The 24,493-nt window shown below is 45.2% G+C and carries 23 protein-coding genes; 6 read left to right on the forward strand and 17 right to left on the reverse strand.

Going from position 1 to position 24,493, the window contains the following annotated elements:
• Positions 1-31 precede the first annotated feature (31 nt).
• The 5 genes from ACLGGO_RS06535 to ACLGGO_RS06555 form a co-directional block, all read right to left on the reverse strand.
• Entirely contained in the window at positions 32-889 is an 858-nt protein-coding gene (locus ACLGGO_RS06535) for a class I SAM-dependent methyltransferase (RefSeq protein WP_446418700.1), read from the reverse strand.
• A 50-nt stretch (positions 890-939) separates the two neighbouring features.
• Positions 940-1,287 carry an aspartate 1-decarboxylase gene (panD, locus tag ACLGGO_RS06540; RefSeq protein WP_446335488.1) on the reverse strand — a complete coding sequence of 116 codons (348 nt, stop codon included), beginning with the start codon at positions 1,285-1,287 and terminating at the stop codon, positions 940-942.
• A gap of 177 nt (positions 1,288-1,464) precedes the next feature.
• Positions 1,465-1,827 carry a response regulator gene (locus ACLGGO_RS06545; RefSeq protein WP_446418701.1) on the reverse strand — a complete coding sequence of 121 codons (363 nt, stop codon included), beginning with the start codon at positions 1,825-1,827 and terminating at the stop codon, positions 1,465-1,467.
• Between the two features lie 434 nt (positions 1,828-2,261).
• The gene (locus ACLGGO_RS06550) at positions 2,262-2,816 is read right to left on the reverse strand and encodes a hypothetical protein (RefSeq protein ID WP_446335486.1); all 555 of its coding nucleotides are present in this window, start codon (positions 2,814-2,816) and stop codon (positions 2,262-2,264) included.
• Between the two features lie 155 nt (positions 2,817-2,971).
• Positions 2,972-3,964, reverse strand: a complete 993-nt coding sequence (locus ACLGGO_RS06555; RefSeq protein WP_446418702.1) for a hypothetical protein — start codon at positions 3,962-3,964, stop codon at positions 2,972-2,974.
• Positions 3,965-4,837: 873 nt separating this feature from the next.
• Here ACLGGO_RS06555 and ACLGGO_RS06560 point away from each other — a divergent pair.
• Positions 4,838-6,244, forward strand: coding sequence for a hypothetical protein (locus ACLGGO_RS06560; RefSeq protein ID WP_446418703.1), 1,407 nt, complete (start codon positions 4,838-4,840; stop codon positions 6,242-6,244).
• Positions 6,245-6,335: 91 nt separating this feature from the next.
• On the opposite strand, the gene thrS is transcribed toward ACLGGO_RS06560, so the two are convergent.
• Positions 6,336-8,165 (reverse strand): threonine--tRNA ligase, encoded by a 1,830-nt coding sequence (gene thrS, locus ACLGGO_RS06565; protein WP_446418704.1) that lies wholly within the window; start codon positions 8,163-8,165, stop codon positions 6,336-6,338.
• Between the two features lie 333 nt (positions 8,166-8,498).
• Here thrS and ACLGGO_RS06570 point away from each other — a divergent pair, with 333 nt between their 5' ends.
• Together ACLGGO_RS06570 and ACLGGO_RS06575 are read left to right on the forward strand one after the other, a co-directional pair.
• Complete coding sequence (locus ACLGGO_RS06570) at positions 8,499-8,864, forward strand: DUF2605 domain-containing protein (protein WP_446418705.1); 366 nt, start codon at positions 8,499-8,501, stop codon at positions 8,862-8,864.
• A gap of 115 nt (positions 8,865-8,979) precedes the next feature.
• Positions 8,980-9,294, forward strand: coding sequence for a DUF2973 domain-containing protein (locus ACLGGO_RS06575; RefSeq protein WP_446335480.1), 315 nt, complete (start codon positions 8,980-8,982; stop codon positions 9,292-9,294).
• Between the two features lie 360 nt (positions 9,295-9,654).
• Here the strand turns inward: ACLGGO_RS06575 and ACLGGO_RS06580 are convergent, their stop codons facing one another.
• The 7 genes from ACLGGO_RS06580 to ACLGGO_RS06610 all read right to left on the reverse strand — a co-directional run bounded on the left by ACLGGO_RS06580 (position 9,655) and on the right by ACLGGO_RS06610 (position 16,751).
• Complete coding sequence (locus tag ACLGGO_RS06580; protein WP_446418706.1) at positions 9,655-10,038, reverse strand: TFIIB-type zinc ribbon-containing protein; 384 nt, start codon at positions 10,036-10,038, stop codon at positions 9,655-9,657.
• Positions 10,039-10,148: 110 nt separating this feature from the next.
• Positions 10,149-10,907 (reverse strand): hypothetical protein, encoded by a 759-nt coding sequence (locus ACLGGO_RS06585; protein ID WP_446418707.1) that lies wholly within the window; start codon positions 10,905-10,907, stop codon positions 10,149-10,151.
• A gap of 29 nt (positions 10,908-10,936) precedes the next feature.
• On the reverse strand, positions 10,937-11,896 hold the full coding sequence (gene cofG, locus ACLGGO_RS06590) for a 7,8-didemethyl-8-hydroxy-5-deazariboflavin synthase subunit CofG (protein WP_446418708.1): 960 nt from the start codon (positions 11,894-11,896) through the stop codon (positions 10,937-10,939).
• Between the two features lie 57 nt (positions 11,897-11,953).
• Positions 11,954-12,616 carry an HAD-IA family hydrolase gene (locus ACLGGO_RS06595; protein WP_446418709.1) on the reverse strand — a complete coding sequence of 221 codons (663 nt, stop codon included), beginning with the start codon at positions 12,614-12,616 and terminating at the stop codon, positions 11,954-11,956.
• Between the two features lie 151 nt (positions 12,617-12,767).
• Positions 12,768-13,967, reverse strand: a complete 1,200-nt coding sequence (locus ACLGGO_RS06600) for an NAD(P)/FAD-dependent oxidoreductase (RefSeq protein WP_446418710.1) — start codon at positions 13,965-13,967, stop codon at positions 12,768-12,770.
• A gap of 170 nt (positions 13,968-14,137) precedes the next feature.
• Positions 14,138-14,593 carry a YlqD family protein gene (locus tag ACLGGO_RS06605; protein WP_446335472.1) on the reverse strand — a complete coding sequence of 152 codons (456 nt, stop codon included), beginning with the start codon at positions 14,591-14,593 and terminating at the stop codon, positions 14,138-14,140.
• Between the two features lie 139 nt (positions 14,594-14,732).
• Positions 14,733-16,751: an AMP-dependent synthetase/ligase gene (locus tag ACLGGO_RS06610; RefSeq protein WP_446418711.1), complete on the reverse strand. Its 2,019-nt coding sequence runs from the start codon at positions 16,749-16,751 to the stop codon at positions 14,733-14,735.
• 250 nt (positions 16,752-17,001) lie between these two features.
• Here ACLGGO_RS06610 and ACLGGO_RS06615 point away from each other — a divergent pair, with 250 nt between their 5' ends.
• A complete protein-coding gene (locus ACLGGO_RS06615) occupies positions 17,002-18,093 on the forward strand; it encodes a response regulator transcription factor (protein ID WP_446335470.1) in 1,092 nt (363 codons plus the stop codon).
• A gap of 123 nt (positions 18,094-18,216) precedes the next feature.
• Here the strand turns inward: ACLGGO_RS06615 and ACLGGO_RS06620 are convergent, their stop codons facing one another.
• A complete protein-coding gene (locus tag ACLGGO_RS06620) occupies positions 18,217-18,708 on the reverse strand; it encodes a BON domain-containing protein (protein WP_446418712.1) in 492 nt (163 codons plus the stop codon).
• A gap of 184 nt (positions 18,709-18,892) precedes the next feature.
• Positions 18,893-22,012 carry an MFS transporter gene (locus ACLGGO_RS06625; protein WP_446418715.1) on the reverse strand — a complete coding sequence of 1,040 codons (3,120 nt, stop codon included), beginning with the start codon at positions 22,010-22,012 and terminating at the stop codon, positions 18,893-18,895.
• Between the two features lie 308 nt (positions 22,013-22,320).
• Here ACLGGO_RS06625 and ACLGGO_RS06630 point away from each other — a divergent pair, with 308 nt between their 5' ends.
• Complete coding sequence (locus tag ACLGGO_RS06630; protein WP_446335467.1) at positions 22,321-22,899, forward strand: TIGR04376 family protein; 579 nt, start codon at positions 22,321-22,323, stop codon at positions 22,897-22,899.
• Between the two features lie 104 nt (positions 22,900-23,003).
• Here ACLGGO_RS06630 and ACLGGO_RS06635 read toward each other — a convergent pair whose 3' ends face one another.
• Positions 23,004-23,330 (reverse strand): hypothetical protein, encoded by a 327-nt coding sequence (locus ACLGGO_RS06635; RefSeq protein WP_446418713.1) that lies wholly within the window; start codon positions 23,328-23,330, stop codon positions 23,004-23,006.
• A 42-nt stretch (positions 23,331-23,372) separates the two neighbouring features.
• On the opposite strand from ACLGGO_RS06635, the gene ACLGGO_RS06640 reads away from it, so the two are divergent.
• The gene (locus tag ACLGGO_RS06640; protein WP_446335465.1) at positions 23,373-23,768 is read left to right on the forward strand and encodes a PPC domain-containing DNA-binding protein; all 396 of its coding nucleotides are present in this window, start codon (positions 23,373-23,375) and stop codon (positions 23,766-23,768) included.
• 144 nt (positions 23,769-23,912) lie between these two features.
• On the opposite strand, the gene ACLGGO_RS06645 is transcribed toward ACLGGO_RS06640, so the two are convergent.
• Complete coding sequence (locus ACLGGO_RS06645) at positions 23,913-24,122, reverse strand: hypothetical protein (RefSeq protein ID WP_446335464.1); 210 nt, start codon at positions 24,120-24,122, stop codon at positions 23,913-23,915.
• Positions 24,123-24,493 lie beyond the last annotated feature (371 nt).

Here is a 24,493-nt window from a genome sequence, read left to right on the forward strand (position 1 = left end):
ATCCTATTTCAAGTTTCTCCCACATTCTTTTTTACCCGTGATTGACATGGGCAACTTGCAAAGCTGAAAGATAGGAGGTTTTTAGCTTTCCTGTACAGGTTCTCTCTAACACTTCTCTCACACCTGAAAATAAGGCGGTTCGTTGCAGCGACTCTAACTTTATGTAGGGTGATATTGTACTCAAAAGTCTCAAATACTCATCAATGCTATGAGTCGTATCACCAACTAACTGTTCTGACAAGAAATTCTGGAATAAACCTGAGTTGATAAAATCTTGTTCAATTTCTTTTAGGTTGGCTTGATGGGTTTCTATAGATCCATATCTGGCAAATTTGGGAATAGATGGCGCTTGAGTTTGATAAACTTCATCTAATTGATGACAAATTTCATCATTGGGGTGCGGCGGTGTATTCCACAACATAATTATAGACCCATTGTCTTGCAAAGCCTCAGCCGATTTTTGCACCCTAATTTCGGGTGAAATCCAGTGCATGGAAGTCGCGGCAAGAATAGCGTTGAATCGCCCAGGCTCTAGCTCCCATTCTTCAAAGGTTGTATTGATAATCTCCACATTGGGATAGGCTGAACAGTTGCTTTTGGCAAGTTTGTACGCGGCTGGGCTTGGCTCAAGACAAACCATGGAAAAGCCTAATTCAGCAAATTCTACAGTGGCAATTCCTGGACCACATCCTATTTCTAGAATGGTAGCTTGAGCGGGAAGTCGAGCTAACTCAACAGCGCGATGGATTAGGGTTTTAGGATAGCGGGGTCGGGCTTGATGATAGATATTGGCGACATCACTGTACCAGCGTTTTCGTTGTTCTAAGGTATAGGCGGCTGTGATTTCACTGCACCATACTTTTACTGATGCCGAATCTTGATCTGTCATAATACTCAATCTGTCATAATACCCATAATACCCAGGTGTAGTTAAAAAACCTACAAGGGATTGTTGGATTCATCCACTTTGACGACTTTGGGATGATGTAAGAGTGCTTCTTCCGGTGTCATCTGAGCGTAAGCAATCACAATCACGTTGTCTCCAACAGCGTTTAAACGAGCCGCAGGACCATTCAAGCAGATGACACGACTTCCCCATTCGCCAGCAATGGTGTAGGTTTCCAGACGGGAACCATTATTAACATTGACAACCTGTACTTTTTCGTAGGGCAAAATATTTGCCGCTTTCAGGAGTTCTTCATCAATGGTAATTGAGCCATCATAGTACAAGCAGGCATCGGTTACTTTTACCCGATGCAACTTGCTTTTAAACATGGTAATCAGCATTATTAAATAATAACTCTAATTCAATTTTACAATATTTTCATGTTTCTCGGTGACCTAGCTGCCCTACCGATAAGTAACTGAACATAAATTGGGTTAAGTGAGTTTAAAAAATCAATCCCTGTTCCCTATTCCCTAAAAATGGGATGCACCCGGTTTACCCTTACACCAGAACTAAAATTATGCCATTGCCAATTTAACCGCACGATTGAGTTGCTCTTGAGAAAAAGGCTTCGTCAAATAAGCTTTAGCCCCCTGTTTCATACCCCAAAGACGGTCAATTTCTTGGTTCTTAGAGGAACAAATTATAATAGGAATATTAGCTGTAGCCGGATGACCTTTAAGTTTTCGACACAACTCAAAACCACTCATTCCTGGCATGACAACATCTGTAATAATCACATCGGGTTTTTTGTTCGTTGCGTGAGTCACCGCCTCTTTTGGCTTAGACACTCGGATAACAGTGTGACCCCCTTGGCGCAGGTAGTTCTCGATCAGATCCATCTGACTGGCGTTGTCTTCAACTAGTAAAACTGTACTCATGTTGGCTGATTCCTATTCAGAAAAGTAGGGACAAGTGAAACCTTAGCCTCCTGGTCAAAACGTAGGACTACGCGATCGCAGCATCAGTTTTCAACTCAGCCGTTTGGCTTGCGCCTCTGAATGGTTACCGACTAGAGTTGTAACCGGACAAGTGTAAAATGCAACCTGAGATTAACACGCCTACTGTTTCCATCGCGCCTCTTATGCTGCGTTTGGCTCGCTTAAAAATGAAGATGCATTCCCAAATGAAGAGATAATGGTTTAGGCTTCAACAGACAATCATAACACTGGATAATCTTGTAGTGGAAGGGCATTTACGAATCTATTACAAAAAATGATCGCATCCTCATTTGTCCTTTATCCTTTATCATTGGTCAGGGGTTGAGGGACGTTTACACAATTTATTATCGTTAAATTGATTTCGACTGACCAACTTACCTATCCTGCAAGAGTTCATCGATTAAGGATTGTAAGTCATCAAGGGAAGGTGTGTCAGTCTCCTGTGTTGACGCGGCTTCCTCGTTAGCAGACGACTTGTGGCGCGATCGCTGAATTAACCCTTTGAGGTGAGCCTTGAGTTGTTCCCGCTTCGACTCGGTTTTTGACATAATTTGCCTCACCTGCTCATCCGTTAAGCTAGAGGGTTCGTCCATCGCCTTAATTAATTTTTTCAAGGCATAAAACACCTGCATTAACAAATCTTGCAGCCTTTGGTCAACCTGGAGTAAACCCTGCTGCTGAATCAAATTAACACAGTCTACCAAACATAAACCGATTTGATGAATGCCTTGAATATGAAGCTGACTAATCGGCAGTAGGTTAGCCCCCCCTACGATACCACAACGAGCCGCTTGGCACAGTTCATTCACTTGGTCTGGGTTTTTAAGCGTGCTTCGCAGATGCTGCAAATGCTGCTCGATGAGTTGCAGGTGTGCTTCAGCAGCCTCAAGATAGTAGCCTTTGATTTGCTGTAGCTGTTCTGGCTGCATAAAGAATGTCCTTGCTAGATGCCGGATTTTTAGTCGGAGATAGCATTGCGGCTAGCGGTCAATCATTCTCAATCCTTGCTCAAATAAATAATCTTACTCTAAGTTTTAGAGCAGGTCAATCGCGAATTTCTGTTAAAAAATGATTGCTCAGCTTATCATAGTTCACGGTGTTTTACGTTTGTTTTCTTCGTCAATACGGTGTGCCAATCTGGTATCGACGATACCGCCCTTGGACTCCCCCCAGTTCTCCTGAGTGAAACCAACCGCACCCCTAAATAGCGGAGTTTTTCCGGTTTCAGGTATGGAGTCAGGGACTTCCATCCTTGTGTGCGAACTTTCCGAGCATAAAACATAAGGCTGCGGAAAAAATCCTGCAATCGCCTTCCCCAATAGTTTTTTTGAATTCCTCCAGGATCAAGGCGTATATTATGGGGATTATAGTTATTTCGATTTAAGGGATTCAGTGTCGTGAGTCCTTCCGTTTGAGCAAACTGCTGGTATGTAATGCCCTGTTTTCGGGATTGGGGATGAGTGTGGGGATAAATCCATTCCCATATTGCCCAATCCAGACCAGAAAACAAAAATTCCGGCATATCTTTAGTTACCTGACAATATTTTAAGCGAATACCGATGGGAATTTCTGCCCAAGGTCCGTGCTGCCACACAAAGTCGGGATCAAAAAATGCTTTAAAGGCAAAATCTTTGCCATTTATCCTAAGACGAGCGACCCGACCAATCATCCCAGCCCCAGCTATTTTTACTTCAATTTTCATGGCTTGCTTAAATAGGGTATGTGGGGAATACTCCCCTACTTTTCTAATTAATATTATTGTCTGAGTTTTGTGTTTTAGCCGGAGCCTGCCTCGTTTGAGGTAGAATATAAAGCGATCGCCCTCTTGCACAGTCCCCCGTACATATCGGGCTAAATAGTCGAGAAATAGTCTAATTTCCCGCGCTCCAATTCTGTTTTTTAAGTCAATGAACGTTGAATCAGGAGCATAGAAGTATAATCGTGTCTGTGTCTGATCGGATTGCTGACGCGCTTGTTGGCACAGACGATAGAACTGACGAGGCGGTAACAGTTCCTGCTGGGCTTGCCAAAGGATGGAGGCTGGGGCAGATGCATTCAAGGGAGGGCGATTGCTCATAGTATCTTCAGAGAGTCCGAATCAGCGGATTTAGGTTAAGATAGTATGATCATCGCTCACAAACAGCCAATTGGGAAAGAGATAACGTGCTCAGCGATCGCTAGCCAGAATCGGGCATTTTTCAGGAGTAGCTTGAGCGCGGTAAGTCTGGCTGACTGGCGCTCCAAGCCATTACCCAGAAAAATTCGGACTATCGAGCTGGGCGGTTTGCCTTTTGCTGATTACTCATTAGACTATGCTGAGATGAATCTCTCTTAAGAGGACGTTCAGTCCAGGATAAGGGATTTTCCGTAGATCACAAACCTTGGTAGCCAGGAGAAATCCAACAGCAAAAATGTATCTAAGAATACGCAAAGGTCAGGTGACATCTCTTCCTTTATCCCCTGCTCCCAGATGTGCCATGACACGTCTGGTACATTTTTACCCTGCTCCTGTGTGCATCTAAACCTCACCATAACCGATTCAGAATTCTCTTGTGAGAGATTCCGCAAATTGGCGCAGATGCAATCAAACATCTGGCTGAGGTAAAATCAGCTAAAAAACCTTCACAATTTAAAGTAAAGACTATAGTACCATGCCATGGCAACGACAATCCGAAAATCTCCCTATTTCATTGAAAGCCGCTCATCTCGAATTGGATTTAAAGATAGAAAATCCTTGAACGGGGGAAGTAGGGGAGTGAAATCCAAACTCAAAGTAAGGGCAGAATTTTAAGCTATCGCTCTTGAAAAAGAATCAACAGTACTCCCTCAACCCTCCCTAATTAACTAAAAGCTTGCCCGTTTCCCCTCTCTTTTCCTGGTCAATAGCTGTTTATGCTGTATAGAGTTATAATGACGCTTTTAAAATATTCCCATGAGTTAAGTTCACATTATGAATTTTGATAAGAATTATCAGAAATGTTTGCATAAGCTCATCTGGGCAACCCATAAGCTCGACGTTAAAGTTTGCCAAAGTCAGCTTGCTCATATTGCCCGAATCATCGTGCAAACAATGATGGGTCCCTGGCGCTATTTTCATTCCGTAGAACATATTTTAGAAGTCGGTGGATCGACAGACGCTATTGAAGTCTTGGCGGCTTTGTTTCACGATATTATTTACGTGCAAGTTGATGGATGTATTCCGTTTAACCTGACACCCTATCTCGCTCCTTTTATTGAGGAGGAGAGAGGGAAGTTTTTTGTCAGAAAAGAAAATACAGGTGAACAGGATACCCTTTTTGAGATAGTCGCCACTCTGTTTAAAGTCAATCCAGGAGAGGAACTATTTCCCTTTACCGGACAAAATGAGTTTTTAAGTGCGATTGTTGCGGCTAAACTACTAGAGCCTTTACTGACGCCGGGATTGATTGTGCAGGTTATAGCTTGTATCGAAGCGACTATTCCCTTCCGCACTCAATCCGATTTTGGGTTAAGTCCTAGCGAAGAATTATATCAGTGTTTGAAGTCTACAAATCAGCGATTTAATCTTAACTTAACGGATACAGAAATTCTAGAAAGCGTGAAGCGTTCAGTAAGACTTGCGAATCGGGATGTTGGTGGGTTTGCTCATCCCAGCTCGGCTGTTTTTTTATCCAATACTTGGAATTTATTACCCGAAACTAACCATAATCTAAACAAATCTGGGTCGTATACGGTGCGGGATTATCGAGTTGCCATCCAAAAAATGGCAGTTTTTATGAAATTCCTTAACGCCGAACTTATTTTTAGACAGTTCCGAGGCGAACCCAATGATTTAATTTATCTCCATTTAGTAGAGCAAGCTCGCCGTAATTTAGAAGTGGCGCGGCTATATTTAGACAGTAAGTTGGTGGCTAATGCTATTTTAGAAGCCTTATCATTGCGTTTAGGTTCAGATGTTCCCTTAAGCATTATGATGGGAGATTTTGGAGATGAACACAGTTCAATCGGTCGTTTGGGCGATTCGTTTCCCACTCTGATTAATCCTTATCGACCTAAAACTGTGCTGGAATGCGAAGTGTGGCAGTTATTGGCAGGGGGACGCGCTCAAGGCATTTCCTTCGATTTCAAAACCTCTCCTTTGACTAGCTTTGTTGTCCAGTACATCGGATTTGAGGGGATTTGCCAGATGTGGCAACGCACCCAGGAGTTTTTTCAAGGAACAATAACGTCGGAAGAGTTTTTAGCTAGCTGTGATACCGATTTGGTGGACATTGTTATGAATGAAGTGGCTAAACTTTTGGAAAAGCGAAAAGTCGCCTTATGTTCTCTCTATAAACCTCTATCGATTAATAGGGTTAAGCAATTGCAACATGATTAATACCAAGTTAGCCACTTTGTCCAGACGCCAAAACCTTGTAGAGACGTAGCATGCTACGTCTCTACATCATATATATAGAGAGAGATTTAACCTAAAAATTCTGGCGGTTGGCGATCGCACTCTCCATGCGTTCTAACACCTGCGCCACAGGAATCGCCCCTAAGTCTTGGGAGGGCTTAAAAGCGGTGCGAGTCCGGACACTGAGACTATTCGACTCAACCTCCTTCGCCCCGACAACCGCCATCACCGGGATTTTTTCCTTTTCTCCATTGCGAATCATCTTCGGTAAGCGATCGCCACTGGTATCAACTTCGACTCGAACCCCCACCAGGCGCATCTTCTGTGCCACTTCCTTGGCAAAGGGTAACTGTTCATCACTCACAGGTAACAGTCGTGCTTGCACGGGAGCTAACCAGAAGGGGAAGTCTCCCCCATACTCCTCAATCACAATGCCAATCAGCCTCTCCAATGAACCAAAGGGCGCACGGTGAATCATCACAGGGCGCTGGCGCGTCCCATCTTCCGCCACATACTCTAAATCAAATCGCTCTGGCAGGTTATAGTCCACCTGTACTGTCCCCAATTGCCATTCGCGATCGAGGGCGTCATGGAATATGAAATCCAGCTTTGGTCCATAAAACGCGGCTTCGCCAATGCCTTCAAAATGAGCCATTCCCAAGGTTTCGACTGCCCGACGAATGGCGTTCTCTGCCTTATTCCACGCCTCATCTGAACCAATATATTTGTCTTGGCTGGGGTCACGGAAACTTAAACGGGCTTTAAAGTCTTGCAACCCTAGTGTGCCAAACACCGATAGAGTTAAATCAACCACCCGCAAGAACTCATCATCGAGTTGTTCGGGGGTGACAAATAGATGAGCATCATCTTGGGTAAAGCCCCGAACCCGCGTTAATCCGCCCAGTTCTCCCGATTGTTCATACCGATAAACCGTGCCAAACTCCGCTAGGCGCATAGGCAAATCTCGGTAGGAACGCAGTTCATGCTTATAGATTTGCACATGAAACGGGCAGTTCATGGCTTTCAGGACAAAGCCCTCGGCTTCTGACTCACCCATCATCGGGAACAAGTCTTCTTTATATTTCTGCCAATGTCCCGAAGTTTTAAACAAATCGACGCGACCAATATGAGGTGTAACCACCGGTTGGTAACCGCGCTTAATTTGCTCCTGCTTGAGGAAGTCTTCCAGGGTACTCCGCAATACAGTGCCTTTGGGCGTCCACAAGGGCAATCCCGGTCCTACAGCGTCGGATAAGATAAACAGTCCTAGTTCTTTGCCCAGCTTGCGATGGTCACGCTTGAGGGCTTCTTCTTTGCGCCGCTTATATTCGGTTAGTTGTTCCGGCGTCTCCCAGGCGGTGCCGTAAATTCGCTGAAGTTGTGCCTTAGTCGCATCGCCGCGCCAGTATGCCCCAGCGACACTTTCTAGGTCAATTGCTTTGGGATGAATGTCAGCGGTGGTTTCCAGATGGGGACCAGCGCACAAGTCCCACCAAGCGTCTCCGAGATGGTATATCGTAATTGGGTCTTCTAGATCCTGAAGGATTTCTAGTTTGTAGGGTTCTCCGAGTTCTTTGATCCGGCGTTCGGCTTCCTCACGAGTGACTTGTTCCCGAATCAGGGGCAGTTTGCGCTTGAGGATTTTGACCATCTCTTTTTTGATGGCTTTTAGGTCTTGCTCCGTAAAGGGTTCGGGTTTAGCGAAGTCGTAATAAAAGCCATTCTCAATCCACGGACCAATGGTCACCTGTGTCCCCGGAAACAGCTTCTGCACCGCCATCGCCATGACGTGGGAGGCGGTATGGCGAATTTTTTTTAAGCTCTCGGATTCACTAGTCCGAGGCAAATGGATTTTTTCGGGTTTTTGGGGGGCTTCTACGTTGGACATGGGTGAGTGTACCATTGAGTTGAGATTGAAAGCAGTTCTTATGCAATCGGGTTTAAGCTTATCCCACGAAAAGATGGGGGATGCCAGCGTATTCCGGCAACAGAAGCAAACTACATGGATCATGGATCATGGTACTCGCTTCTCTCCAAGCCAGCTACATGGTTCATCGGTGTGTGTGAACAAAACGATGAACAATGAACCTAATTAGCCCGGTTTCCCTGGTTCCCTTGCTCCATTCCATGATACCTACCTTATTCAATCAATGCAGGTTGCTCAGTTGTTTGCGTATTGTAAAGAATTGTAACTAGCGTTAAGATAAGTTTACAGATGAATTAGCGCTTAAGATTCATGCCTCAGTCTCAGCCTCACGAGCAAGATCTGCTCAAGTCAATACTGCAACCGCTCTTGGATGATTTTCAATATTGGTTTTCGCGATCGCGTTCTTTACTCGAATCCGAGGAGATCAGCTTTTTCAGCCGACAGCAGCAGACGGATTTACTCGATCGAGTCAAAACAGCTCAACGGGAAGTCAATGCGGCGGTGACACTGTTTCAAGCAACGGATGGTCAAGTCGGGATTGAACCCGCTACATTAGTGCCATGGCATCGATTAGTCAACGAATGTTGGCAAGTAGGGATGCGCTGGCGCTCATTGAAATCGGGAGAATCTGAGTCGGAGGTTTCCAACAATGTGAATATTGAGTCGAGGGAGTGATCAAATTTCTGCCGAGATTTGATAAGCTAAACGGATTACTGATAAAGACGTAATTTCTTGACCCATCTAAGATAATCGATTAACAAATCAACGGTTTAGTCTTGAGGATGATGCCATGTTACACCTACTCTATGTAATTGCCTTTACCGTTATTGCATTTCTTGCGATCGGGAATTTGATTCGCAGCTTGCTGAACTTGAGTATAGATGCTCAGCGGCACTACTCCCCTGCGGGAAGACAATCATTTTCCGCGTCTGGCTTTCATCACACTGGTGTACCCCACCCAGAACTGTTGGATGATGCAGGTAAACCAACAAGTGAGCCGCTGCTGGTGATGAAATCAATGACGGTTGAAGACGCCCGCACCCAGCTTGATGCTTTATATAATGCCTCTCCCAGCCATAGCGTGGATAAGTCAGAAGAGATTTAGCGTATATAAACTAAAGGCTATTTTAACAAAATCCCCAGAATGTCAAGTCCAGTAATAGCAGTTAGTGGTCACAAGAAGTAAAAAGCATACCCTCGAAGCTCGTAAAGGGTCAAGAGATCGGAAATTTTAGCTCTTCATGTCACCATTTTGTTTTGGAAAATTTAAGTAGATGATCCGATTACTGGACTTGTTTTCTAGGAAGTCCCTACCTCTCAAATGTTAGGTGGGGATTTAGGTATAGCTTTCCCAGAGGGTAAGGTAAGTCCCTTTAACCCGCTTATTTTGTATTTTGATTGATGATTCGCTAGTATAGATAACCCGAATAACTCCCCATTTGCTTGAATAGCTGATCAGCACCTATCAGCGTCTTTCTCGACTAAAGATTCCTTTAAAGATATCCTGAACATCCTCCTGTTTATAATCTTTAAATTCCCCCGCATCAAACCAGATTCCATAACAGATAGGGCATTTCTCGTACCAAATATGAGACTGCTTTAGGTCAACCATTTTGGTCATCTTTGCTTTGCATTTCGGGCAATTAATATCTTCGATGGTATTAAATTTATTCCCGATTTTAGGATCACCCGTATCGATAACTTCAGAGCCCTCTATTTTCTTGAGAATTTGAGCCTCTTGAGAATCAAACCAAATGCCATGGCAATCCGTGCATCGATCTACTTCAATATCGGCATAAACTACAGCCTCTAAGCTTCCTTGACATTTAGGACATTTCATTTGAGTCATTTTTCAACCATTCCATTCGGGATTGTTTTCGATTGCTGTAGTTTAGCAATTTTTTCTGCCAATGATAGAGGCTTGTTTTTAAAACTTAACGAAAAGACGAAATTAATTCTTTAGCAACAGGGAATATCACTCCGTTGCGGTTGCACAATATTACTTAAGCTTAATTGCTCTGGAGATTGCCAAAACTCTTTCATTGATTTCACCCTATCTGGAGCATTGGATAACCGCACGAATAAAAAGACAACTTGAGCCATTTTTGCTTCGACAGTTGCTGGATTATTGAGTTGATTACCTTGAAATGATCCGCCAAAACGTTTCCGAATAAATGTTTTCACTTGCTGGGAATACGAGGTAGAATTATAGTCAGCAATGGCTTGAGAAACCGAGTGATAGCGACCCGAATTAATCAGAGATCCGATAACACAAGCTGCGACATCTGCGGTATAGTCAGAATCTCTAGCAAAGCGAGTTAAGGCTTCCCCTAGAGTTTTGACAGCTAGGGTAGCGTATTGCGTTCGATATACAATAATCGCTGAACCAATATCACCCGCCCATGCTGTATGATCGGCTGTCCATTGGGTTAAATCTGACCATTGAACCCCCGGTTGATTAATTTGGTCAGACAAGGATGCCAGAAAATGACCAAAATCTGTCATTTCACCACTTAAGAGTACATCCCCGTTCAGTTTTCCTTGAAATTCTCCTTCAATATAGTCTTGGTGATAACCTGTTGCGGTACTCCATAACCTTGTTGTATAGTTTTTTCGGGTATAGCCGCGCAAAATATTGGCGATTTCATAGGCTGATTTATTAGGGTTTTTCTGTTCAATGTTTTGGATGAATTCTAAGGCAGTTTCAAGTTCAGACATACAGGGGAGATTGGGGAAGAGGTAATTGGTTAAGAAATAGGGAATTGGTAATTCAAAACGGCTTGTTGTAGTCGTGGGGACAACCAATTATTATACTGCGGGTAAACGGGTAAGCGTGGTGATAGATGCCATCCGGCTGGTTCGACGATATTTTGTAATCGCTGAATGTGAGGATGGGGATAATCGGGATTTACCTCGTCTTTGGGTCCAATTCCCCCCAAATCTCTCGCCCCTGCTGCTAAACAGGCGAGTAACCATTGATCATCTAGGATTAAATTGGGCGGAATTTGCAGGGTGATATCGGCGGGTAAAATTTGACGTGCTTTAGCAATGACTTGGGGTAACTGCTGCGGATCAAAGGCGGGGGCTTGCCAATTTTGTTGATGACCGGGACTGTGGGGTTGTAAGATAACTTCTTGGATGTGACCATACTGATGATGAAGCTGCGCGATCGCATCTAAGGTTTCCCACCAGTCAACGGGTGTCTCACCAATACCCAACAATAAGCCTGTAGTAAACGGAATCTGCAATTCCCCCGCCCAAATAAGCTGTTGTAGCCGCACCTGTGGTATCTTACTGGGTGCATGACGGTGAACGGTTTGCTGGAGTTGGGGTGTTATCTCCTCCAGCATTAATCCCATTGATGCATTTACCGATTTTAGCGATCGCATCTCCTCAAACTGCAACGGTCCTACATTAGTATGGGGGAGAAATCCCATCGATAGGGCAAGTTCACATAGATCATAAATTCGCTGGAACCAAGCTTGACGGCGTGGTGAGTGGGGATGTACTTCACCACTGAGGATGAGGATTTCACAAATTCCCTGAGGTTGAAGCTGTGTTAAGCGCTCACCAGCCTCTGTTAAAGTCAACCATGGACTTTGACCCGGATTTGCGCGAAAGTTACAATAGCTACAACGGTTAAAGCATTCGTATGTAGGCACCAGGGTGTAAGCGGGACTATAGGTAATAATTCGAGAATCGGTCATTGCCGTTTATGAATTTGAAGTATAATTCCCTCTATCCTGACAAATGACTAATGACGATTAAATCTCAGCCATATCTTCGGAACGCTCCAACCAAATCGCTCTCAATCCCGCCGCTTTAGCCCCCTGATAATCCTCCCGCAAACTATCACCAATGTGCCATGCTTCTGAAGGTTCACATCCATGTTTATGTAAAGCATGGGTAAAAATTTTGGGATCAGGTTTAGCCGCCCCCGCTTCTGTCGAAATGGTGATTGAACTAAAAAACTCATCCAGATTCAGGGCTTTTAGCACTAAGTAAAGGCGAGAATCAAAATTGGATAAAACACCCAGTTGAATACCAACCCGCCGCCACCCCTCCAGGGATGGGATCACATCGGGATAAATAAACCACGGTTCGGCTGTGGCAAAGTGGGTGTAAAGGTGGTCAAAAAAATCGGTAAAGTCGGCAAACTGTTCCAGAACACCGACTTTTTGGAATGTGCGAAGGGCAATCACGCGCCACCATTCAAATTCACACTGAGGAATCTCTTGTGAGTCTGTGTCTGGAAAAACTAAGGGATCAGCCGCAGCAAAGGCTTGGAAAAAGGCATCATTAACCAGTTTGGGTGGTACATTCACGTTAAACTGACGAGCTACGCGGCTGTAAACCTGACCCACACTACCACGCACCCCAAACAATGTACCGACGGCATCTAGTAAAATGACTTTTGGATTGGTCATTTGTTATTTGTCATTTATCATTTGTCAAATAGTGAAGGCGGGTTTAGTTGCATCTGGGTGAGGTAAAAAACGATAGTAGTAAAACCCGCCCCTACATATTCAAAATTCACAACCGGGTTTCCTCTTTCCTAAGTGAAAGGTCAAAACTTCCTTATCCCTCATCTTTGAGAAGATTTAATAAAGGTTGTGCAATCCAATTTAAACCAACTTTAACCTGATGGTCTAGGGTGGGCATACGATAAAGATAGGCAAGGCGTCGCGCTACGTGGGCGAAGACCCCATCAAGTTTTAATCCTAACCCGGTCAGTGTCGCGTTGTCTGTCCCTAATGTCATCATCTCGCCTAAATGCTGGTAGCGGAAGGGAAGTAAGGGACGCCCAGTCAGGGATGCCCAGATATTCCAAGCGGCGTAATCGGCTTGCTGGAAGGCTGATTGAGCGGTGTTGGGGACTTGTTGACCTGTGGCGTCTCGACAATCAGCGAGATCCCCTAGAGCATAAAGTTCTGGATGATCAACCACTTGCAGGGTTGGGGTGATCATCAGCTGACCCCGGTGGTTTTGTTTAAAGGGGAGCGATCGCACCAACGGCGCTACTGTAGTGCCAACTGCCCATAGTACGATATCTACAGGAATGGTATCCACCTGTCCTTTGTATAGCAGAGAAATTGTGTCAGCGCTGATCGAGTCTACTGATGTTTCTAGGTCAATCCACACATCTCGCTCATTTAAAGCCTTCTGTGCAGCTTCACGGTTGAATTCGGGAGAGGTTTTCAGAATCATCTCACCCTGTTCAATTAACCGGAGGCGCCCTCGTTCTCCCAGCCGTTCAGCCAGTTTGCAGGCGAGTTCTACCCCACTGTACCCACCACCCACAACCGCGACACGAATTTTTTCCCGGTGGGATTCTTCCAGAATGCGTAACCGTTCTTCTAAACGATAAGCATCTGCGATCGCGCGGAAGGGAATTCCATGTTCAGCGACGCCGGGAACGCTCTCGATAGGTGTAACTCCGCCTAAGGATAAGACCAGGCGATCGTAAGAAAATTCTACGCCATCCTGCAATTGTACCTGCTGTTGCTCACTATCAATACCCATCACCGTGGCTTGGGTAAAGCGTACCCCTGTATTTGCCAGGAGTTCCTCAAAGGGTGGGGCAATTTCCCAGGTTTGCAGTTCACCTGTCAGAAGTTCATACAGCAGGGGCATAAATACGAAGCGATCGCTTTGATCAACGAGTATAATTTCTGGCTGCTGTAATTTTTCCCAAGGGAGTTGGCTTAAGCGCAGGGCAGTATAAAGCCCCCCAAAGCCTCCACCGAGAATACATAAGCGGGTCGGTTGGTCACTCATCGTTGAATGGGCAGATTAGCCATAGTAGGGCAACTCTCTTCAGGATAGCAAGATACCCAATGTAGAGACGCGCCATGGCGCGTCTCTACAGGCAGGGTGGGTTGGAGGTAACGTTATCATCAATAGCAAAAAACCCTTCCCTCACACCCACTCCTACTTGCCTCACAAGTTTAGATATCGCCGCGAATTTCTTCGACTACGCCATCTCGCAGGAGAATTTCGACCTGCATTTTGCGAACCAGGTTATCTCCGGCTTCGACGCGGAAGAAGCTTTCGATTTGACCTTGATTGACTTCTTGGTCAAGTTCGAGCATCTGTACCTGTTGAAGTTGCTGGAGTTGCTGGTTTTTCTGTTCTAGTAGCTCACTTTTCTTTTGATTGACCTGTAGTTGAATACTGTCGATTTGCTGCTTGACTTGAGGACCTGGAGGTTGCACACTTTGCTTTTGGATTTCCGCGATCGCCCGTTGCCCCTGCATGTCTAACTGTTGAAGTTGAGAGTCAAGTTGGTTAATTTGTCCCTGAAGTTGTTGTTGCACCTCCTCCTTCCAACGGGGTGTGACAATGGCTTTAATATTAACCGGTCGCTTCAAGAGTAGATTTGATTTAGATTCTTCTGTAGTCATATAGCTCTTTCTCGGTAGGTCTGAAACATTAAAAGGATATGGGTTAATCCGGGTAATAGCATAACCCAAAGTTTGGGGCATGAGGATTAAGATCAACAGGCAACTTGCCAGCAGACTCTTTCACCCTATTTCCCATCAATCAGGCGAACATCCCGTTAATGATATCGTGATATCGTTGAGTAACAACGGGTCGCCGGATTTTCATTGTTTGAGTCATCATGCCATTTTCTATGGAAAAGGGTTCTAAAATCAGCACGAATTGACCAATCCGATCATCAGGGCGATAACCTGGTCGATTTTTGACTTCCCGGTTCAATTCTTGCCGGAATAGGTTCTGCACCTCTTTACTTTTGAGTTCAATAGTCGTCCGGAACGACTCGCTGTTCTCCTCTGTATCGGAGTTGGGCAAGTTTAGGGTAACATTTTCAGCGGCTGCCCACTGTTGCAGGGCTTCTAGGTTCGGCACAATTAACGCACCGAGCGATCGCTGATCTTGACCCACTAGCATAATCTGTTCAATATAAGGACTTCGCAGACAGGCATCTTCAATCGGTTGCGGCTCAATATTTTCGCCGTTGGTCAATACGATGGTATCTTTTGCCCGTCCCGTTAATACTAAGTCATTGTTGGGAGTCACCCATCCCAAATCTCCGGTATCAAACCATCCCTCGGAGTCAATGGCTTTTGCTGTCGCCTCTGGGTTTTTATAGTACCCTTGCATCACTTGGGGTCCTTTCACCAAAACCAACCCCCGTTTGCCTGGAGGTAGGGGTTTGTGGGTTTCGAGATCAACAATGCGAATCTGGGTTCCAGGCATGGGTAATCCGGATGAACGGCGCAGATTCCGTTCCATCCGGCGGACGTTGGTGACTGGAGAGGTTTCGGTGAGTCCATATCCCACAAGAATCTCAATCCCAGCAATTTCAAAGAAGTTTTCTAAATGCATTGCCAGGGAACCCCCACCACTTATAATGGTTTTGATTTGACCCCCGGTTGCCGCCCGCACAGTTTGATAAATTAGTTTGTCGGCTAATTTATGGGCGGGTAACAGGAGTGAGGCTTGGATGCTGGCGCTGATACGTTCTAAAGGACCAGTATTCAGCTGGTTCAGGTCTAACCCTTGAGCGATTCGCCGCGCCTTAATATAGCGCTGACTGATATCGAGTAAGGTAAAAACTAATTTTTGCTTGTTCGGCGGTTGCTCACGAAATTGCTTTTGCACCCCCTCATAAATGGATTCCCACAGCCGAGGAACACCGATCATGTAGATGGGTTTAAATGCTTTGAGATCGGCTTTGACATGGCGAATGGTGGTGTAAATTTGGGTACAGCCTTGGGATAGGAGGAAGTATTCTACGGTGCGTTCGTAGACATGCCAAGTCGGTAAAATACTCAATACGCGATCGCCTCCTTTGGGTTGGAGGACGATACCAAAGGTGGTGACTTGATGCAGCAGGTTTCCATGACTTAACATTACCCCCTTGGGTTTACCTGTGGTGCCGGAGGTGTACATTAAGGTGGCTAGGGTTTGACGGGTTGCCTGAACCGGTTGTAGAGTTGTTTTTGACCCCAGACTCATCACCTCAGAGAAATTAAGCACCTTGAGCTTGTCTTCAGCAGGTGGATCTTCATCGGAGAGTAGGATCACAAACTGAATCTGCAAATCGTCAAGATAAGGTCTGAGTTTAGTTAGTGTTTTAATATCTTCGACAACTAAAGCAATACTGCCACTGTGTTCTAAGATATACCGCAGTTCATCAGGATCAGCTTGGGCGCTGCGAACCACATTTGCCGCCCCAGCCGTCATAATCCCCTGATCGGCAATCAGCCAACGGGGGCTGTTATCGGCAATCAAGGCGACACGGGGAGGAAGATCCGAGGAGTCTTGTTCCTGTTTAATTACTGGATTGTCGAACAGGGTTTGTAACCCCGCCGCGAATTGTTGAATCTGGCGCACCAACTGGGTGTACGTTAGGATCACCTCGGGTTGGGCATGGGGATCTCTCAGGGCAATGATTTGTCCAAATCGCTGCGCCGCAATCGACCAAATTTCTGGCAGAGACTGGATAGAGGAGTAGTCAACTAGGTGCTTGAGCAGGTTACGCTCTTGGGAACTCATCGACAACGACATAGAATCAGCCGGCTCTGTGTTTAACATCTATTACAATCCCTTGTTTTTTTTACCATACTCTTTTGCTGTGAGTCAGAATAGGAGTTTCAGTGGACAGAATGTCTTCTGTCTGTTGATAGATTTTCTGCCTATGCCCCATCTCTGTGTCTCCTGAAAAATTGTCCAAAACGATGTCGGGAACGCTGAGGTTCAGGTAGGGGAGGATTTTCCTCCATCAGAACTAGGGGGGGTATCAAGGGAAGATTCAGGATCATCTATTATTCAAAGGGGGAAGACAATGAAACTTTTATTTGTTGAGGATAATCCAACCTTAGCCAAAACTATTATGGCAGGGTTAATTCAACAAAACTATGTTGTTGATCTGGCAGATGACGGTGAGACAGGTTTGGATAATGCTTTAGCCTATAACTATGATCTGATTCTGCTTGATATTAATTTGCCTCATCTGAATAGTATTAGCCTTTGTCGCCGTTTAAGACAAGCCGGAAATACCAGTCCGATTGTTTTATTAAGTGCATCAGTAGCGACTCAAGATATGGTGGCGGGGTTAGATGCGGGCGCTGATGATTATATTATTAAACCCTGTCCGGTTGAAGGGTTAGCGGCTAGAATCCGGGCATTACTCAGACGTAACCGAGAGGCTAGCACCCCAACTTTGCAATGGGGAAAGTTGGAATTAGCTCCTAGTACTTGTGAAGTGACTTGTCAGGGACAGCCCTTGCGTCTATCTCCCAAAGAATACAGTCTTTTATATTTGTTGATGTCATCTCCAACCCGGATATTTAGTCAAGATTATATTATCGAAAAACTTTGGCCCCTCGGAGAGCCACCAAACCGGGAAACGGTTAAGGCACATGTTAAAGGATTACGACGCAAGCTTAACAAAGCGGGTGCAGGTGACATTATTGAAACTGTGTATGGGTTCGGGTATCGTCTGAAGGAGCTATCTGAACTTCAAACTTCGTCATCAACCCTCAATCCTATTCTGGAACGGTTTGTGGCAATGCGTCAGATGGAGTATTTAATCCTCAATCCAGATTTAACGATTCGAGAGATTTCTGAGCAGGCTCAAAGGTTTTGTGATTTTCCCGAAAAATTAACTATTGGCAAGTCAGTCAGTGTTAGTTTTCCAGAGTTAATTGGTTTAGACGATATATTATTGGCTGTTTTGGCAGGAAAAACAGAAGATTTTAGGATCGAAGGTGTAGCTCGTTCCCATAATCCTCAGCGACCGGAGTATATTGATATCTATAGCATGAATGTTGATAATCAGTTATTTCTCCTATTTGAAGATGTCTCCCCGGAAATGAGCTGGAGACAAACCGTTACTCAACAAGAAAATGAAACCTATCTTTTATTGGGATTTTAAATGCCTCTGATGTGTCTACTGCTATATCTAATAAAAAATTGGTCTTGTTCTCTTCCACAAGACCAATTTAAGCAAGAAAAACTCCGTTTGATATTGACGGAATATTTATTAATTTCTGATTAATTAAGAAGGGAGTTCTTCGAGGGCTAAATCGAAGGTAATCTCATGAACACCAGGAATGTCTTTAATCTTCTCAACGATTTTACGAGCCGTTGCTTGGTCTTTAACGGTTCCGCTGAGACGAACCGCACCACTAGCAACGCCAGCGACTAGGTTCTCGGAAATATCGGACTTAATCTTATCTTGAATCTGGGAATCACTCAGTTCGTTTCCACCTTTGCTCGATTCAACATATTCAATTCCTTGATACTGACTGCCCACGGCGGAGGTTGTCAACTTCTCCCTTTCTTGTTGCTGTTGTTGAGAATTTTGAGCGGAATCAACAGCAGCTTGAGGGGGTGCAGCTAAGGCAGGAAAAGCACTATTAAATGTAAAGATGACAACACCCAGCAGCATCATAGCTGAGCGGAACAGGCGATTTGGCTTAGCGAGAACAAGAACAAAACTCGCGATCGCAAAGGCAGTGATGACCATTAATAAGTTGATCATATCCATAACTATCATTTTCTCCGTACTCTACAGCTAACGTTACCAACTTATGCAAAAATAGACTTCATTCTACAGTCATAAATTACTTTTCTATCCAAAGATAGATACAAAATGAAGGAAACAGGGATAAGGGGGAATCCCTGGAGACGCGCCCTGATGTAGAGACGTTGCATGCAACGTCTCTACATCTTTAAGCAACACCTATAGCCCCTGCACCTGCGGAAGCCAACGCCGAAACCAGCGCCGTAGCAAACAGCCACCAAGCAGCTATCGCAGCGGCTTTGCGAGTTTCTTCGGCTTGGCGTTGTGCTTGATACTTAACCTGTTCTAGACGCATTTGAGCTTGTTTTTGGATACGTTCTGCCCGTTGTAGCAAACGAGTGCGAACCTGCTCGATCTGGTCAATCATCCGATTAGCATCGGCTTCGGAGATATCATCACGGGAACTGATAATAGCGACTAGGGTATCCCGATCAAAGTGAGACAAGCGATCGCGCAGTGCATCAAACCCAGCTTCTGGGTCATCAAATAACGTCTGGATATCTCGCTTGATGCCATCATAATTCAGCTCAGGACGCTCTAAATTATTGAAGTAGTTGCGAATGCGCTCAAAAATACCATCAATAACCGACTGGATGCGATGTTGCACCGTTCGGATTTGGGTGATCGCTTGGTCACGCACATTCACAATTTGATCGACAATTCGATTCACATCTTCTTCTGAAATATCCTCCCGTTGGGATAACAGCGCCACCAGCGTCGAGCGATCAAAGTGGGACAAGCGTTCTTGCAGACTTGACATTCCAGCACCGGGTTCATTCAGCAGCAATTGCACATCCCGCTTAATTGCTTCGGGATTGAGTTCCTCTTTGCCCGTAGAACGCAGATAATCAGCAAATGCTGCTTGAAAATCTTGTACAGTTTCCTGAGTCCGTAGCGCCCAGCGTCGGGGGGATTTGACTACGCCGCGAACGGTGGAAAGAACTTGATCAATGATCTGATTAACCTCTTGTTCACTCAGATCATCCCGTTGGGCGAGTAACTGTACCAGGGTATCGCGATCCATTGAAGCTAACCGATTTGTGATTAAACGGACTCCAAGCTGTGGATTATCCAGCAGTTTGGTTAAATCACGCTGAATCCCGTCTGGATTGAGTTCTGGCTTCCCGGTGTTCCGCAGATACTGAGCGATCGCCGACATGGTTTTATCGTATTGCTCTTTAGTTGTATCCACCATTTTTTGGGGGATGCGGCGAACACGAGTCCAGGTACCCTCAACCTGATCGAGAACTTGGTTAATTTGCGTTTCACTCAAATCTTGACGCTGACTTAACAGTTGTACCAACGTATCCCGGTCAAAGCGTTCGGCGCGTTTACGCAGCAGTAGCCATCCCACCTGGGGTTCATCCAAGAGTAATTTGAGTTCCTGTTCAATGGCTTGAGGATTCAGTTGATCTTTACCCGTGTTACTCAATATAGACTGAACTTTCAGCCACTGAGCTTCAACTTTTGCCTTAAGCGCCTCTTGGGTTTCTCTGGCTGTATCCAACACGCGATCGCGGGCTTTTTCCAGCTCAACGATTACGGCTTCCTGTTCAATAGGCGTTAAATCTTGGCGTTTCTCGACCAACCGCTCAAATAAGGGACGGTCAAACTGAGCCAGACGATTGCTTAGGTGTTCGTAATCGGCGTCCGGATCGCCGAGAATATCCCTGATATTCAGTTGAATGTTCTCAGGAGTGAGTGCTTCTTTCGGCGCGGATAGGAGATATTGCTCCATGGCGGCTAACCGTGCGATCGCCTCGGCGCGTTCTCTGGCTGCGATCGCCACAGATAATGCTTCTAAGCGAATAATATCCAACCAGGTAGAAATTTCTCTGATCCGTTCTTCTGTAAAAACACCCCGCTGTCTCAACAAGTCAGCAAAATCTGACCGATTTAGCTGCTCTAATTCCTGCACCACGGTTGCTGGGTCAGCTTCTGGATCATATAGCACATCTCGGAATTCCCGATCCAGCGTCGGTTGCTGCATTTGCCAAGAATATTTATTGAGCAGGTAATTTTCCACATCTGCTCGCACGGTACTGTAAACTTCATCCTTACTACTACCACTGATTTGAGCGGAAACTTTATCAACCTGTTCAGTGACTTGGCTTCCGACGCTTTTAAGCTGACCAACAATTTTCTCAACATCAAAGTCTGACAGATCCGTGCGTCCCATCACCAATCCAATCAGACTATGCAAACCTGTGGATGCAGCCTGAGCCAGAGGTCCTGGATTTTGGGCTTTGCGGCGCTTGCGGAGTTCTGCTATCAAATCATCTAGCTTTTGGGTAAACTCACCGCTAACGAGCTGATCCGGCGTGGCAGACTGAAGATACTCCCTAAATTCTGCCATAGCATCTTGAGAAGAAGGCAGCCGATTCACCGTTTTCTTCCAGACGTTTTCGAGTTGGTCAACAATCCGATTCACATCCCGTGGGGCTAAATCGCTGCGGCTGCTAACTAATTCAATAAATGTCTGCCGATTAATATCACGCAGGCTTTCACTACCAGCAATCTCTTGTAAATTTGGGTCATTGAGTAAATCTTCTAATTCCGTCCGAATCTTTTGCAGATTCAGTTCTGGAGGTCGTATAGACTGCATATAATCTTCTAGGTTCTCGCGAATCGTCTCTGGGTCAATGGCAGAACCCAGTTCTCGACGTACCGCCGCCGCCGCTGCTTCTGCAGTGTGCACCATTTCTTTTCTGACTGCATTACCCCCCATTACGGCTGTGGCGGTGCCTAAAATGGCTTGAAAACCAGAGGTAGCAGTACTAATTACTGAGCCGATTAAAGAACCAACCGTTGTCGAACTCACCCAAACCAGTAACGAAAAGTAAGTTGCCCAAATCACCAACCCGACGATCGCACCCAAGCCGGGACTCTCCAGCAAGCTTAATTCTACGGCAAATAGACAGGCAAAAAATAGTGCTAGGGTAACGCTAATTAATGTTCCTAACCCTAATGCCATACCAATCTTGCGAATCGTCCCCTGCATAGTCTCTGATGACTTATGATCAGACGAAGACGATGATGAGTCTCCGCCTCCAGCAAAGGAAATTCCCAACGCGACACCCAGATTCGTTAATAGCATCTGGAAAGCAAACGCTAAGACTACACCAGCGACTAATGTGGTAAAAAATTGGGGTCCGTCAAAGATGAGTGCAGCATCTTCGACGGTCTCGAGTTCTGGCTCTATCGGTATTTGTGCTATCCAAGCTGCCCAACTCGTGAGTCCTAATACTAGTCCCACACTCTCAACCATAATCTTCTTCCTCGTTGTTTCGGTTGTGTTAACGATGACTGGAATACCATTGCCTGTTTCTTGGCAGATCATCCTAGTCCTTATGCCAGAATCGTTGTCTAAAGGCTGAAAATCATCTCCCCAAGGGGTGAAACTTATGGGCAAGTTGCAAATTTATGCCTACCGATAGAGTGACTTGTGAGTTCATTTCGATCTCTTGTTCTTGTCCCCTGTTCCCAATCTCACCTCAAAAGTCAACTTTTATTGTGTCCGTACTTATAAGGATGAGATAGTATGTTAGCGAGGCGCACGGGTATTAGGAGTTTGACGTGGGTTTATTTGAGGATCTCAATCGCTTTCTGGAAAATCGCCTGGATGAATTTCTCCGCAACAATCCCCATCTAGAGTTACAAGCACTCGAAGAGCAGTTACGGGAGCAAGAAGAAGACACGTTGAAACTGATTGCTGATTTGCAACTTCAGCAAAAGCGCCTCCAGGACGAAATATTAGGAGTTGCCCAAGAAATTCAGCGTTGGCATGAACGAGTGAGTAAGGCTCAATCGAAAGGCAGACTTGATTTAGCCCAAGCCGCTCAACAGCGAGAAGCCGCTCTTTTACATCAAGGTAATCAACTCTGGGGCAAGATGGAAGGGGTTAAACAGAGAATTGCTCAGACTAAAGCATTACAGCGTCAGATTCAAACCCGTCGTAATGAAGTGCATACCAAGGCAAGAGAAGCAGAAGCCGCCCGCGCTCAAGCCCAAACTCAATCTCAGTGGCAGACATCAGCTTGGAACCAGAATTCAAACTACAACATTGGATCAGGTGTAGATCCGTTGGAGTCTCAGTTTCAGCGCTGGGAAACCGATGAGGAGTTAGATCAAATGAAACGGAATATGGGGCGCTAATCTGCCTTGGTAAGGCTATATCTAACACCACATTGGGATAGGGGCAATTTGAGTAGACATGGCTAGGTATGGCTAGATATTAGGTTAAACTTACCTCTCCCCATTTACCCATCCCCGGATGAACGGCGAGGAATCGTAAAGGAAATCGAGCGATGCAGTTTAGGCATTAGTGTGGATGACGATGGATTAAGTGCCGTCGAGTTGGATGCTGGATTGGCACTCTCCACAGATGGAGCCTGAGTTTGATTAGTTGGGAATTGCCTGGATTGTAGAGAGACAAACCAACCGGGAGATTTACCGTAGTTAGATGCGATCGCGAGTAACGCTCCTGCCAAAATTAATACTGGCATGGGCAAGGTAAAATGACTCATCCACTGAGACAATTCTATTAGGCTAAATAATACCACAAAGGTGGTAATTACAACTCTCATATATCTGACTTGAAATTAGCGCCGCCGCCCTAATCATACACCATGCAAATTTTTGCGCTTCGCTTAAAACCCAATGATGATTTAATGACAAGCTTAAGGCATTTCGTCGCACAGCACCAGATTGAAGCTGGGTTTATGATTACAGCTGTGGGCAGCCTACAACAAGCCACCCTGCGCTTTTCGGGTCAAAATTATGCTCAAGCCTTCAAGGAACATTTCGAGATTGTTTCCTTCGTTGGCACTCTGTCTATCCATGGTATCCATTTACACATTGCCCTGTCGGATAAAAAAGGGAAAACAATCGGGGGGCATCTCCTAGAGGGATGCATTATCTATACGACGGCTGAAATTATTATAGGCGTCAGCGATAATTTAATTTTTCTGCGAACAATAGATGAAACGACGGGATATAAAGAGCTAGAAATCAAACCTAAATAAAGTTTACTATAGGACAAGCTGAAACCTGTCTTCCTCAAATCTAGCCAAATCAGTCTATCACAGTCATTTAGGCTCATAAACTCAAAACAGATGAGCTTAATACTCACTCAGACAGTCGCACAAAGCCGATTGGATAATAAAAAACTATTCCTCACCTAGAATGAGCTGAAGCGCCCGATGTGCTTCCTGTAGGGTTTGGAGTTCTGAATTAAACTTCCATAGATAGGGCTTAACTCTATTTCCTCCAACAATAGCGGGTTCCCAAGCCGTCAGTTGCCATCCTTGCTCAGTCGCGGTGAGGCAATAATCAATCCGGGGAGGAATAATCGGGGTGTTGGCGTTAGTAATCATCATTGCTTGCTCGTAATACCCTTAGTGGTCAAAAAAATTGTGATTTAGGGTAAGGAAGCGATCGCCTATAGCTTACTGGTGATGCCCTGATTCCTACCAATCATCATGCCACCCCTTTCGGGAGTTGGTAAGGTTTACCCGTCATCTTTACCGAAATATCATAATTCAGTTGGAACAAAACACGAGGTTATGGGAGGTTGCCGAAGTCTGTGTGAGACTGAGCTTCATACAAGCTTCACATAACCCGGTTGAGTGAATATACTCATCTTACAGAGATCGAAGTTGAAAGCCCCCGTTTTTTAAGCGGGGGATGAAAACGAGAAAACGTCCAGGCGAGCAGGATTTATCCTGCCAGTCTTTTTTTGTCCGAAGGT

It is taken from the genome of Coleofasciculus sp. (assembly GCF_046565525.1).
Lineage (GTDB): Bacteria > Cyanobacteriota > Cyanobacteriia > Cyanobacteriales > Coleofasciculaceae > Coleofasciculus.

Bases quoted from the DNA above. Each gene is read 5' to 3' on its own strand.
- panD (WP_446335488.1), bottom strand. From the start codon at position 1,287: ATGCTGATTACCATGTTTAAAAGCAAGTTGCATCGGGTAAAAGTAACC.
- ACLGGO_RS06640 (WP_446335465.1), top strand. From the start codon at position 23,373: ATGCAAATTTTTGCGCTTCGCTTAAAACCCAATGATGATTTAATGACA.
- thrS (WP_446418704.1), bottom strand. From the start codon at position 8,165: ATGGTACACTCACCCATGTCCAACGTAGAAGCCCCCCAAAAACCCGAA.
- ACLGGO_RS06545 (WP_446418701.1), bottom strand. From the start codon at position 1,827: ATGAGTACAGTTTTACTAGTTGAAGACAACGCCAGTCAGATGGATCTG.
- ACLGGO_RS06620 (WP_446418712.1), bottom strand. From the start codon at position 18,708: ATGGATATGATCAACTTATTAATGGTCATCACTGCCTTTGCGATCGCG.
- ACLGGO_RS06560 (WP_446418703.1), top strand. From the start codon at position 4,838: ATGAATTTTGATAAGAATTATCAGAAATGTTTGCATAAGCTCATCTGG.
- ACLGGO_RS06615 (WP_446335470.1), top strand. From the start codon at position 17,002: ATGAAACTTTTATTTGTTGAGGATAATCCAACCTTAGCCAAAACTATT.
- ACLGGO_RS06625 (WP_446418715.1), bottom strand. From the start codon at position 22,012: ATGGTTGAGAGTGTGGGACTAGTATTAGGACTCACGAGTTGGGCAGCT.
- ACLGGO_RS06635 (WP_446418713.1), bottom strand. From the start codon at position 23,330: ATGAGAGTTGTAATTACCACCTTTGTGGTATTATTTAGCCTAATAGAA.
- ACLGGO_RS06595 (WP_446418709.1), bottom strand. From the start codon at position 12,616: ATGACCAATCCAAAAGTCATTTTACTAGATGCCGTCGGTACATTGTTT.
- ACLGGO_RS06645 (WP_446335464.1), bottom strand. From the start codon at position 24,122: ATGATGATTACTAACGCCAACACCCCGATTATTCCTCCCCGGATTGAT.
- ACLGGO_RS06610 (WP_446418711.1), bottom strand. From the start codon at position 16,751: ATGTTAAACACAGAGCCGGCTGATTCTATGTCGTTGTCGATGAGTTCC.
- ACLGGO_RS06535 (WP_446418700.1), bottom strand. From the start codon at position 889: ATGACAGATCAAGATTCGGCATCAGTAAAAGTATGGTGCAGTGAAATC.
- ACLGGO_RS06555 (WP_446418702.1), bottom strand. From the start codon at position 3,964: ATGAGCAATCGCCCTCCCTTGAATGCATCTGCCCCAGCCTCCATCCTT.
- cofG (WP_446418708.1), bottom strand. From the start codon at position 11,896: ATGACCGATTCTCGAATTATTACCTATAGTCCCGCTTACACCCTGGTG.
- ACLGGO_RS06580 (WP_446418706.1), bottom strand. From the start codon at position 10,038: ATGACTCAAATGAAATGTCCTAAATGTCAAGGAAGCTTAGAGGCTGTA.
- ACLGGO_RS06605 (WP_446335472.1), bottom strand. From the start codon at position 14,593: ATGACTACAGAAGAATCTAAATCAAATCTACTCTTGAAGCGACCGGTT.
- ACLGGO_RS06575 (WP_446335480.1), top strand. From the start codon at position 8,980: ATGTTACACCTACTCTATGTAATTGCCTTTACCGTTATTGCATTTCTT.
- ACLGGO_RS06570 (WP_446418705.1), top strand. From the start codon at position 8,499: ATGCCTCAGTCTCAGCCTCACGAGCAAGATCTGCTCAAGTCAATACTG.
- ACLGGO_RS06600 (WP_446418710.1), bottom strand. From the start codon at position 13,967: ATGAGTGACCAACCGACCCGCTTATGTATTCTCGGTGGAGGCTTTGGG.
- ACLGGO_RS06550 (WP_446335486.1), bottom strand. From the start codon at position 2,816: ATGCAGCCAGAACAGCTACAGCAAATCAAAGGCTACTATCTTGAGGCT.
- ACLGGO_RS06585 (WP_446418707.1), bottom strand. From the start codon at position 10,907: ATGTCTGAACTTGAAACTGCCTTAGAATTCATCCAAAACATTGAACAG.